The 12,193-nt window shown below is 46.2% G+C and carries 9 protein-coding genes; 1 reads left to right on the top strand and 8 read right to left on the bottom strand.

The genetic code is table 11. The features are described from left to right. Nucleotides 1–2 precede the first annotated feature (2 nt). Nucleotides 3–182, bottom strand: a complete 180-nt coding sequence (locus tag J4N23_RS13265) for a histone H1 (RefSeq protein ID WP_207427964.1) — start codon at nt 180–182, stop codon at nt 3–5. 142 nt (nt 183–324) lie between these two features. On the opposite strand from J4N23_RS13265, the gene J4N23_RS13260 reads away from it, so the two are divergent. Next, nucleotides 325–588 carry a hypothetical protein gene (locus J4N23_RS13260; protein WP_207427962.1) on the top strand — a complete coding sequence of 88 codons (264 nt, stop codon included), beginning with the start codon at nt 325–327 and terminating at the stop codon, nt 586–588. A gap of 28 nt (nt 589–616) precedes the next feature. On the opposite strand, the gene J4N23_RS13255 is transcribed toward J4N23_RS13260, so the two are convergent. From J4N23_RS13255 to J4N23_RS13225, 7 genes are all read right to left on the bottom strand, one after another. Next, the gene (locus tag J4N23_RS13255; RefSeq protein WP_207427960.1) at nt 617–2,623 is read right to left on the bottom strand and encodes a DUF2264 domain-containing protein; all 2,007 of its coding nucleotides are present in this window, start codon (nt 2,621–2,623) and stop codon (nt 617–619) included. Between the two features lie 84 nt (nt 2,624–2,707). Continuing rightward, on the bottom strand, nt 2,708–5,848 hold the full coding sequence (locus J4N23_RS13250) for a glycoside hydrolase family 2 TIM barrel-domain containing protein (protein ID WP_207427958.1): 3,141 nt from the start codon (nt 5,846–5,848) through the stop codon (nt 2,708–2,710). 188 nt (nt 5,849–6,036) lie between these two features. Next, nucleotides 6,037–6,990, bottom strand: a complete 954-nt coding sequence (locus J4N23_RS13245; protein ID WP_207427956.1) for a family 43 glycosylhydrolase — start codon at nt 6,988–6,990, stop codon at nt 6,037–6,039. Between the two features lie 25 nt (nt 6,991–7,015). Further along, on the bottom strand, nt 7,016–8,152 hold the full coding sequence (locus tag J4N23_RS13240; protein WP_207427955.1) for a glycoside hydrolase family 88 protein: 1,137 nt from the start codon (nt 8,150–8,152) through the stop codon (nt 7,016–7,018). A 9-nt stretch (nt 8,153–8,161) separates the two neighbouring features. Next, nucleotides 8,162–9,469 carry a BNR repeat-containing protein gene (locus J4N23_RS13235; RefSeq protein WP_242689225.1) on the bottom strand — a complete coding sequence of 436 codons (1,308 nt, stop codon included), beginning with the start codon at nt 9,467–9,469 and terminating at the stop codon, nt 8,162–8,164. A gap of 366 nt (nt 9,470–9,835) precedes the next feature. Next, nucleotides 9,836–11,017 (bottom strand): aldose epimerase family protein, encoded by a 1,182-nt coding sequence (locus tag J4N23_RS13230; protein WP_207427954.1) that lies wholly within the window; start codon nt 11,015–11,017, stop codon nt 9,836–9,838. A gap of 137 nt (nt 11,018–11,154) precedes the next feature. Continuing rightward, nucleotides 11,155–12,171 carry an arabinan endo-1,5-alpha-L-arabinosidase gene (locus tag J4N23_RS13225; RefSeq protein WP_207427953.1) on the bottom strand — a complete coding sequence of 339 codons (1,017 nt, stop codon included), beginning with the start codon at nt 12,169–12,171 and terminating at the stop codon, nt 11,155–11,157. Nucleotides 12,172–12,193: the final 22 nt, after the last annotated feature.

The raw sequence follows: 12,193 nt of genomic DNA, 5'->3' as shown, positions 1-12,193 counted from the left end.
AATTATTTCTCTTTGTTTTTGATTTCAGTTACTTCTTTTCTGATGTCAGAAGCCAAGTTCTTGATTTCTTGTAATGCTTTTCTTACACGAGTTCCAGCAGCATTGTTACCGCCAGTGTAGAATTTCTCTGCATCTTTCTCTACCGACTCTAAGATTGATTTAAGTTGATTAAATTTTTCCATGATTAATTATTTGTTGATCTAATATGCTAAAGATAATTTGAAATCCAAATGATACAAAAAAAAATGCCAAGAAATTTAACAAAAGCGAAATTTAGAACATAAATGCGGCCCTGTTGTTCATATAATAAAGAAAATCTATTCTATGAAGAAGCAGAACAACAACAATAAAGTGCTTAGACTTTTCAGTTTGGTACTTGCAATTCTCCTCTTTTCAGTCACCGTCACCCTTGCTGCAGGCCCTAATGTGTTCGATAGCGACCTGAGTAATGACGCCGGCACGAACAAAAACTGGCATAATGCACTATGGTTTTTCGTATGTGTGACCTTTCTGGTTGCCGCTGCATATGTCGGTTTCAGCAGGCCGAAAGACCGCAAAGTACGCAGAAACAGAAACGAACTAAGGTAATTTATCACCTTAGTTCGCCCTCTTTATTCTAATATTTCACCAGCTTTTCTTCGCCATTTTTGAAGGATATGCTTACCGAAGAGCCGTCCTTAGCAACTTTCAGGGCTTTCAGCGGATTCAATTCTGCGTCCTTCCATTGCTCTCCCGATTTCTTCCATAACATCAACGTAGCATACAACGGCTCTTGTTCCGGCCTGAAACTATCGCTTACATTAATCACTGCACTTCGCTTTGTTTCCGGGTGCAATCCCTCCGTCAAGACTGTTTCGGTCTTGTCCCAGCCCGCTACCGGAACAAGCGCCAATTGATACTCTCCGTTGTCGATAATCTGCACTTCCCTGCCCTGTACCTTTTTTGTCAATCTTTTGATTGTTCCCTTTGTTTCCGGCAAAGAATAGTGCCCTAAACGCAGGTTAACAGGTATTTTACTGGTATTTTTATCTACCCTCAATATCCCGTTGGGCAGCGGAATATCTGCCAGGCTCAGGGAAACGTTTTTGTCTGTCTCCAAGACGACGTCGCGGTAATACACCCCGTCTTCGTATTTTTTGAAGGTAAACAGGCGGGCAGCTTCCCACTTGTTGTCCTTATTTTTAAAAACGTAGTTCATGGCCACCTGTCCATCTTCGCCATCTGCCTGCCAGGGGAACGCGCTGTTGTAGGCCAGGCGGTTATAATTTTCACTCCCGCGGAAAGACTCCCAGTTGTTAATCACAGGCACCTTACACCAAGCCCGGATCTCTGCAGCTCCTATCGATGGATAATCAGTGATCAAAATATCAGAGCCCTTTTGAAACTTATTGTATACCTGATCTTTCCTGAATTCTTTTTCCCAGGGCCCTTCGTTTTCTCTCGCTGTCCAAAATGGATTATCGGCGGGAATTAAAAGCGCTAAAAAAGCCTTTCCCATCCAATAGGAGCTCGCCCGACAGCTATAAGCCTGGACTGCCGGCTCAAACGCGCCATAAAAGCCCAGGGTAGGAACGTTCTCATGCAGGAAGTCGGGATGTTTCAGGAACTGAAGGAGCACCCCCGAGGAGATCCTGCGCATCCAGCCGAAATTGGTATCCTGACCTTGCTCAAAACCCATCAGCGGAAGCGGAATAACCGAGCCAAAGCGATAAGCAATACTTCTGCCCCACATGATCATTTCCCCGTTCCTGCTGAACATAAAAGGATAGTTGTCTTTAACATCCCGAAAGTTCGATTTGAACTTCGCGGCGTACTCCGGATAATATTTTTTCCCGTACATCTCCGACCACAAAACGCCGTACATCTGGAAGGCCCACATGCTGTAGTAATCGTAGGCCGGATTATCATTATACCAGCCCTCTCCCCTGTAATGCGCCAGCGACTTGTCTAAGTACTCCTTAAGTAAGGGCTCGTTCACGCTGTAGCCCTTATCCTTAAAAAAGCTCAGGACGAAAATATTGAAGAACTTCCAGTTGGAAGGCACGGTGGGGCCGTCTCCATAGCTGATCATCGTGCTGGAAAGTGCCTGTTTTTGCGTGGGAGTCAGTGGCTCCCAGAGCAGATCAGGAACAATCGACAATGAAATAGCCAATGCTCCAAACTCCACCAGATTTTGACTTGGGCCTCCTTTTGGGGCCCGCGACTTAATATAAGTAGGGCTGGAGGGATCGATAAGTTTAGCAATATGATGGCGGTAATAGTCTGCAACACGAATGTTGTTAATGGTTAACGTCGGGTCTTCCCTCAGCAGCGGTGCGGCAATAAACAAAGTGCGACACAGTCCTTCAAGCAATTCAGTAGGAACTTGTGCCGGATCCCGGGGGTAGCTCTTCCCCGGCTGCTTCGGGAATTTCATGGGATCGTCCAGCTGTTTGACATAACTGAAAGCCCCTTCCAAAAGGTAACGGGCGGCATCCTTCCAATGCTGGCGGGCCATGCCCGTCTGCGGGCTCAGCTGAAAGTCGGGCTGCTTCAGGTCAAACACCTTTTGCTGCTTTTGGTCGATTTGAGCAAATACCGGGGTAACAAAAAGGAGTATTCCGCCTAGTACTAGCTGTTTCAAGTGGTTAGTCATCTCGGTTAAAATTATATCAAAAAAGGATGAGCACCAGTGTACTCATCCTTCGTAAATCTATTCATTCCGCTATCAATCGACAAGCTTTATCACGTAACTGTAGGAGTATTTATCGTCCTCCAGGCGGTATTGCTTATGAGGTAATGCTCCCCAGCTATTATCACCACCAACGCCGCGTTGATTTAAATCGATATGCAAAAACACTTCGTTGCGCGGTTTTATGTCGGTCGGGTGCTGTTGTTTCTTGGTCAAGCCAGGGTCCAGGTCTTCTGTTTTGACATTCAGGGCACTGAAACAGATTGGTTGCAGTCCCTCAACTTCCAGACCCTTCCCATCTGCATTTGTCAGGCGAAGCCAGCGAACGTCTGTTTTATATCCTGCTTCCTGCGGACGGATATAATTCCAGGTGTACTGATTCTTCACCTCGTCTTTGTACAAACCAACAAAGGCCGCGGTCTTTCTGTCGCTGTAGTTCTCCCAAGGGCCCCTTCCATAGTAAGAAAGACTATTGTAGGCAGCCGGAAGTTCCATTCGCATCCCAAATCTGGGAAGCTCGGGTAAATTCCTACCGGTCATATCCATGCTAGCTGTTACCCGAACAGCGCCGTCGTTTTGGATGAGGTAGTCTACGGTGTAGGGCACGTTTACTCCGGATAACTCATATACCACCTTTACAGGCAGTCCCTCTTCATTTTGCTCCCCAACCGTTACACTTTTAACCTCGCGGTCGATGTGAGCTGTACGCCAGATGCCCAGGTTCACCTGCATCTGACTTCCGAAATCGTTGTCTGTTGGAGCTCTCCAGAAATAGGGTTCAGGGAAACTACGGATTGATTGGCCGTCCTTCCCTGCATAACGAATCAACCTACCGGTGCGCACATCGAACTCGCCGTTCACCGATCCCGAACTAAAGCTAAGCCTATTACCCTCTTTATTAACTTGGAGCTTCCGATTCTGTGCCGGCTTTGCAGCAAAGAAGTCGCCCGCCTGTTTGAACTGTTCACGTGCTACCTCATGGCCTGCAGGAATCATGTCGGTTCCTGTTTTTGTGTAAGCGTAGACATTGAGATAGTATTCACTTCCGGGCTGCGACTTAAACGAAGGTATATTTAGCCGTACCTCCTTTTGTTGCTGAGGTGCCAGACTCAGTGTGAACGGCGCTTCCTTCACCTTTTCACCATTTCTATAAAGTTCCCACTTAAAATTATACTGATCGAGGTTGGTAAAATCATAGTCGTTGATCACGGTGATCAAACCTTTGGAAACATCTTTATCTTTGAAGTTGATGTACTGATATACCTTTTTGACCTCGTACAATCCGGGATGAGGAGTTTGATTCGCGGATATCAAGCCATTTGCGCAGAAGTTTTCGTCATTTTGGAGATGATAGCCCCCCAGGTCTCCTCCGTATGCCCAGTACGTTCTTCCATCAGGAGTTGAACTCTTTAAACCCTGATCCACCCAATCCCAGATGAAACCACCCTGCATATGCTTACTGCTATGAATGATATCCCAGTATTCCTGAAAATTACCGTTGCTATTACCCATGGCATGTGAATACTCGCACATGATGTAAGGCCGGGTCTTGTCGCTTGCCGCAGCATAGCTTTTCATGGAATTTATACCGGGATACATCGGACCGACGACATCCGTATTTGCATTTTCACCCGCCTGTTCGAACATGATGAACCTCGTATTATCCCGATTTTTAATCCATTTGTAGGCCTCATAAAAGACCGGTCCGTTTCCACACTCATTTCCCATTGACCACATGATGACCGAAGGATGGTTTTTATCCCGCTCCACCAGGCGCACAATCCGGTCGAGATGAGCCGCGGCCCACTCGGGCAAATAGGCGGGATGTCTTGACTTGTCAAAATTCCCCTGCCATTCGGCCCCCATGCCGTGTGTCTCGATGTTTGCTTCATCTACCAGGTAAAATCCATACTTGTCCGCCAGCTTGTAGAGGTAAGGGTCATTGGGATAATGGCTGGTGCGGATTGCATTGACATTGAATTGCTTCATCAGCTGCAGATCCCGGATCATAGTCTCCTTCACGGGAACGTGACCTTCTTCATCGTCATGCTCGTGACGGTTGGTCCCTTTAAATAAAACGGGCATTCCGTTCACCAGGAGCTGCGCATTTTTCAACTCAATTTTCCGGAAGCCTATTTTCGCACCCGTTACTCCCAGTGACCTTCCGCTCTCATCCTTCACGCTGATGATAAAATCATACAGGTGCGGCGTCTCGGCGCTCCATTTAGCAACCTTCGGAATAGATCCGGCAAATTCCACCGTGTTGAGATCCTGCGTGGTACCAACCACTTTTTCCTGCGTCCAAACAGTTTTTCCTGCAGCATCCATAACGCGGGCAGTAACAGTTGCAGATTTAGTGGTGGCACTTGCAAATTTTCTCACATCTACCGCTGCCGACAAGAGACCGTTGGTGTAAGCGTTATCCAGATCGGCTTTCGCGAAAAAGTCCCAAACTGTAACTTTTGGCAGCGAATACAAGAAAACATCTCTCTCAATACCCGACAGTCGCCAAAAGTCCTGATCTTCCAGATAGCTGCCGTCGTGCCAGCGAAACACCTGTACTGCCAGGAGATTCTCACCCTTCTTTAGATTTTTAGTAATATTAAATTCGGCAGGTGACTTTGAAGCTTTTGTCATGCCCACCTTCTCACCATTTATATACACCTGTGCATAACCTGTTATCGACCCGAAGTGGAGAAGTACCTCCCGTCCGTCCCATTTGTCAGGGACGGTAAAGGTTTTTCGATAGGTTCCTACAGGATTATTTTCACCGATGAAAGGCGGATTTCTGGGATGTGGATATACAATATTCGTATAGATCGGTATGCCGAACCCTTTTCTTTCCCAGTTAGATGGGACAGGAATCTCGGCCCAGTTTTTATCAGGAAAGTCGGTACGGTAAAAATCGACAATGCGGTTGGCGTACTTATCCGTGTACACGAACTTCCATTTCCCATTCAATAGTTTATAGTAAGGCGATCTGCTGTAATCGTCTGCCTTCACATCGGCAGCATTGTCAAACAGCATAAAGGTCGCATGCGGTCTTTCCTTGTTGTAATCCAGCAACTGCGGATTCTCCCACTCATTCCGTTGTGTTTGAGCAAAGGCTGACGTGCTAGTGAGCAGTGCAGCTACGAGGATGGCAGGCAACCATCTCTTTTTAAAAGTTCCTTTCATCTAATTACTAGGTTGGTGTGCATTTCAATAATAGTTGTACAAAAAAACCTCGTAATAGCAAGGACTGCGAGGGGTAAAACAACATTTGATAGGGGGTAAATCCACTGTTTGCCTATACTGTAGCCAAACTCGAAGGAAGCAACAGCTTTCCCACAGCTCCTTCCCAGAAGTTAAGCCTAACTTCCTTCCTATCGCTTCGCCTTCACCGCTGGCACCGGCTCAAATACATCCACCGGAAGTATATTCCCCTTGTTATCGAACCGCATCGGGGAGATACAGGTCTCACGGTTATATCCGTTTCCATCCGGGATTTTGAAGCGATGATAGGCAATAAACCAGTTATCGGTACCGGGCACCTGCACCACTGAATGATGTCCCGCACCTTTTATCGCTCCACTGCCCTTTAGTACGGGATTGGTTTCTGCTTTTACAAAAGGCCCGGTCGGAGAATCAGCAGTAGCATACGCCACGGAGTAGCGCGGATCCCGGGTATCGTACTCTGACCACATCAAATAATACTTCCCCTGCCTTTTGAATACAAAGGCGCCCTCATTGTATCCCTGCGGTTTAAATGAAATAATTTTGGAGAGATCACAGGAGATCATGTCGTCGTTCAGCTTTACGATATTGCAGTTTCCCTGCCCAAAGTAAAGGTAGGCGGAGCCGTCATCATCAATAAAGACCATGGGGTCGATCATCTGGCCCTTTACCGTGCCTTTCGGAATTAGCGGTTTTCCGATCGGGTCCTTAAATGGCCCTTCGGGACGGTCGGCCACTGCCACTCCGATGTTGACATCCGCGGAGTAGTAGAAATAATACTTTCCGTTTTTTTTCGCTATTGCCGGCGCCCAGGCACGTTCCTTTGCCCATGTTAAATCTCTGGGCAGGTCCAGAATGACGCCCTCATTTTTCCACTTGCGCAGATCGTTGGAGGACCAGCAACTAAAGGTCGTTCCCTTCCAGCCTACAGTACCGTCGGTTGTAGGGTAGATATAGAACTTTTTGCCAAAGGCCGCGATATGAGGATCGGCAAAAACACCAGGAAGAACCGCTGCCGGAGCTACGACCGAGTCAACTGTCGTTTGTCCTTTGCTCCCAAAACCAACAAGAACCAGAACTATGGCTAGAAAACGTTGCTTCATATTCATATCATTCGCTTCATGTTTATCAATCCAGGAATTTGTACATTTCTGATGCTGCCAGCAGAAATGCGCCTACGCCAAAATTAGAAGTAGAATTTTGATTAACTACTTGCCCCGGTATTGCCCGCTCGCCTATTGGCTGCACATATCCCACTTTTCCATCAGGCTGTAAAGCCACTTTAGTGAGGTAATTCCAACTCTTCTCCACTACCGGCAGATACTCCTTCTTACTCAAATAGCCATTATTAATACCCCAAAGCAAGCCATAAGTGAAAAAGGCAGTCCCGCTGGTTTCGGGCCCCGGCGCATGTACCGGATCAAGAATACTACGTGTCCAATAGCCTTCCGGTTGTTGGGCATTTTTAATCGCTCGTGCGATTCCCTCATATCTTTCTATGTACAGCTGGCGGTGAGGATCATTTTTGGGAAGATCTTTCAAGACCTTGGCAAGACCTGCGAATACCCAGCCGTCGCCCCTGGCCCAGAAATCCTTCTTCCCAGTGGCACTCTTATGTTTTGGATATATATATTTTGCATCGCGGTAGTACAGCTTTTCTTCGGGGTCGTACATTACGCTGTCCGCGTAGGTGAAATACTCGTGTAACTTGTCGAGATACTGTCCGTTGCCGGTCACTTTGTACAATTTGGTCATGACGGGCATTACCATATACAAGCCATCCGCCCACCACCAGTAATCTTTTTTATTGGTGCTCATCTGGTATTCCATCACCTCCTTTGCCCGGGCTATTTTCTTCTCATCCTTATCCAGGTTATACAGGTCGATATAAGTCTGAAAAGCAATCTGCCAGTCCCCGAACAGCACATAGTCGTCTTTTTCGCCGTAACTATACTTCCATTCGGCCTTATTGTCAGACTTAGCACCCTTCCACTGATTGTGTTCCGCCCAGGCCTCCGAGTACTTCCGGTAGTTCTCGTTTTTGGTGATTGCGTAGGCCTCCATGTTACCGGTATGGTAAGCAGCGACATCCCAGAAAGCACGTTCCTGCGGCTTATTGTTCTGCTGCCAATAGTTGTTCACCTTGTCTATGATCTGGAGCACCTCCGCCTGGGACGTGCCCATTGTCTGTTTTTTCACCGCGCATCCGGTCAGCAACGCTGCTGATCCCGCAAGGAGTAATAAGAGTATAGCTTTTATTTTCATAATCGTAACTTAAAAATCAGGTTTCCATTCCAGTACCTTCACCATTTGCGGCGGCAGATTCGCCTTTCCTTCCCCATCCACCTGTTGCACTTCCTGCACGAAGAGGTTCAGCACGCCACTTATTTTCCAGAGCTCCGTATCGAAGCTCGGCTCCCAGGATCCTACGGAACTCTCGGTAAGATCGCGTACCCGCCACTTGTTTTTCTTTAAATTATCAATATTCGCCGCCGATACTTTTGCTCCTCTTTCCTCATCCCGAAAAATTAGAAGCGCTCTTGGCTTTGACTTCGCAATATCCACCATGATTTGCGGCCTGGAGATGGGGATGCGTTTCGTTCCCCCTCCACTCAGCGAGAAGGGTGTTTTTCTAAAGTTTAGATTCAAAGCCCTCCAGCTCTTGCCCGTATGGTACACAACGTGATACTGGGGGACGGCCGTGCCTTTTTCCCTCCAATAGGTGGCGATGAAAGGGTTTCCCCGTTTGTCGGCAGACATCGAGGTTTGATTGATTAATTCAGAATTTTGTGGGATACGAAAAGCGTATTCGGCAGTTGCGAGCGTAATGGGCAATTGGTATTTCTCACCGGTCGACTTCTCCCAGGTCAGGCCGCCATCGCTGGAGCGTGCATAGCCCAGATCATGGTTACTCGCCACATCCGGCGACTCTCTCCAAACCCAGGATACATGGATCGTTCCCTTGTGGTCAAGAAAGGCCTGCCAATAAGCGTTCCTTTGTCCTTCTCCACTGATGAGATTGCTATGTAATCGCTGCCAGGTTTTGGTAGCCGTATTGTATTTGTTTATTACCAGGTTACCCTGACCCGAAGCTCCATTACGGTAGAAAAACAGCAGGTTTCCGTCAGGCGTTCTGTAAAACTCAGGATAGGATACCGACTTCTCGTCGCTGCCTGTCATTGGCATTTTTTCAGTTAACTGCAGGGAGCCGGGACGTACGCTTCTTACGTACCTTAAGCTATGATTATGATGATCCCAGGAAATATGAAGATAACCGTCCCCATCCACCATGATGCTTATGGCGTTGTGTGCATCAGCCGCATTGCCTTGTAAGTTTGTTTCCACCAAATCCCAGTCGGCTGCCCCTAGCTTCCTTTTCCCCAACATCACTTTTCTGTTCTGGTTGTAGAAGGCAATGAATTGCGTGTCCTGATGGGTTACGAGTGAGTTCTTGCGAAAGATGATGGTATTAACCGAATTATTGGCCCACCCCTCTCCTACATCCATCATTTTTACAGCTTTTTGCTGAGCCATTGCCGTAGAAAAACAAGCAACAAGTAGGCAAAAGATAATTTTTTTCATAAAGTTTCAGGTGCCCGGTGAAGGGTCTCTATTAACAAGCGCAAATAATTGGTCAACTAATTCTCAAAGCTAAATTAATAAAGACTAAAATCAACTTTTTTCTCGGGCATCAGTTTAAATTTGCCTTGCAGAAATCAGCGGCATTCGCCAGCAGCAATTTTCGAGATACGCTACGATTTAGAACAAGGATGATTCAGCAAAAAAAGGGGGACAAATTGTGCTTTCCGGAAATTAGTAGCCAGAATTAAATTATTGCGGGACCCAAGCTCTGATGATACAAAACCAGGATATGGAGAAAACTGAAGTCAACAAAAAAGTGCTGCAGGCTCCTCACCGTACAGCACTTTATTTTAAAAGCTTTATCTGTTACTGTTGCTTGGTAGCAAACTTATAAAGTGTTGTAGAACTGTAAGTCTCTCCTGGTTTTAGCACCGTGCTAGGGAAAGATGTTTGGTTTGGCGAATCAGGAAAATGCTGTGTCTCTAAACAAAAACCGCTACGGTGTTCATATTTTTTGCCTCCCTTCCCGTCTGTCAGTTTTCCATCAAGGAAGTTACCTCCGTAGAACTGGATACCCGGCTCAGTAGTAAGTACTTCCAGGGTAATTCCGGTTTGAGGACTGCTCACTAAAGCTGCCTGCTTTAGTTCAGTTGATGAATTGGTTAAAGCGAAGTTATGATCATAGCCTTTACCGAATTTCAATTGTTCATCGTCCGCATCCACGCGCTGACCGATTGCTGTGGGTGTAGTAAAGTCAAATGGAGTCCCTTTCACACTTTTCAACTCGCCTGTAGGGATCAAGCTTGCATTTACCGGAGTAAATTTATCCGCATTGATCAGAAGAACATGGTTATTGATAGAGCCATTTCCTTCACCATTCAGGTTAAAATAGGCATGATTGGTTAAATTAACTACTGTAGCCTTATCAGTAGTTGCTGTATAGTCCATTTTAATGGCATTGTCATTGGTCAATGAGTAAACCACTTTCACATTCAGATTACCCGGATATCCTTCCTCGCCATCTTTTGATAAATAAGTAAGCTCCAGGGTATAGTCGTTTATTTTTTTAGCATCCCAAACCTGTGCGTGAAAACCTTTAGGACCTCCATGAAGGGACTGTCCATTATCATTTGCCGGAAGTTTATACGCTTTCCCGTCCAGAGTGAATTGGGCATTTCCAATTCGGTTTCCATATCTCCCGATCAGGGCACCAAAGTAAGGCTCGTTTGCCTGCTGATAACCTGAGACCTTCTCGTAACCCAAATTTACGTCTACCATCTTACCGTCCTTGTCAGGGACGATGATGCTCACGATTCTACCGCCATAGTTGGTAATTGCGACCTTCATGTCGTTTTGATTTGTCAAAACATACAGGTCGGTTTGCTTTCCGTCGATTGTTGTTTGAAAATTACTTTTTTCTGGGATCATAACCTGATTTGATACTGAATCTGAACTTGCGTTCTGGGCGCTTTGTTTTTCGGGATTATTAGTGCATGCAGAAAGGGAGAATACTCCTGCTGCCAGCACTATCAATAAATTTGTCTTCATTAGTTTAACTAGGTTTTATTAGGATTAAGTTCCGAATGTAATCATATTTTTAAAAAACTCGACAAACAGGCATTAAACAAGCGCTATCTACAGCTTTGCACCTGCTCGCAATGCAATCAATTTAATTTCATACAAACCTACCGCTTATCCGGAGCAACATAAGGCCAGCCTTTCTTATCCCAGCCTAGCTTCTCAATTCTCAATTTTGGTTGACCATTTTCGGCAGCTGCGTATCCATGAAAAATGAGATAATCGGTACCGTCAAAGTTATACACGGAGTTGTGTCCCACGCCATACCAATCCTTGTTGCCCTCCAGCAGAAGCGTGCCGCCCGCCTGACTCATTAATACACCGTTCCTGTCCAGATAGGGTCCTTTGACATTCTTGGAACGGCCAACGATCATTTTATAGGTACTGTTCACGCCTTTACAACAGTAATCGATGGAGGCAAACTGATAGTAATACTTACCTTTTTTGAAAATGAAGGGCGCCTCAATGGCATTCCCCCCGGCATCCTTAGGGTTATCATCTACAGCCGGAGGATTATCTGCGCTGGCCGTCTTTTTCCTGCTTGCAATAGTCGCTAAAGTAATGGTATCTCCCACTACAGAAAGCCGGTCTGGACTAAGCTCAATAATTTTTAGCCCGTCCCAGAAGGATCCAAAGGCCATGTACGCTTTTCCCTTTTTATCAGTAATTATATTGGGGTCGATGGCGTTCCAATTGGTGCGTCCCGGGTAAGATTGAATCACTTTTCCGTGGTCCACCCACTTAAATTTAGGGCTCGCTGGATTTAATGTCTCGTTTGTAGCCACGCCAATTGCCGAAGTGTTTTTGCCGAAAGCAGAGATCGAATAATACAGGTAGTACTTTCCATTGTGGAAACTAATATCAGGAGCCCAGATATGGCCCTTGAAAGTGGGAACAGCCTCTACTGCCCATTTAGGAGCAGAAGCAAATACTGCAGGCTCTTTTTTCCACTCCTTCAAATCTTTGGAGGACCAAGCAGAAATACCCCAACCCGTAGCAAAAAGGTAATAAGTATCGCCTTCCTTAGCCATTACGGGATCGTGTACAGAAATATTGGATTTGGAATCCTGGGCGAACAGGGAAACACTTAACAAGAGAGCAAGGAGGAGGCTGAATCTTTTCATATATGTTTTAATTGGTCTGTAC

Origin of the sequence: Pedobacter sp. SYSU D00535 (assembly GCF_017355855.1) — a bacterium.
Classification (GTDB): Bacteria; Bacteroidota; Bacteroidia; order Sphingobacteriales; family Sphingobacteriaceae; genus Desertivirga.
This window is presented reverse-complemented; position numbering and strand designations above follow the sequence as displayed.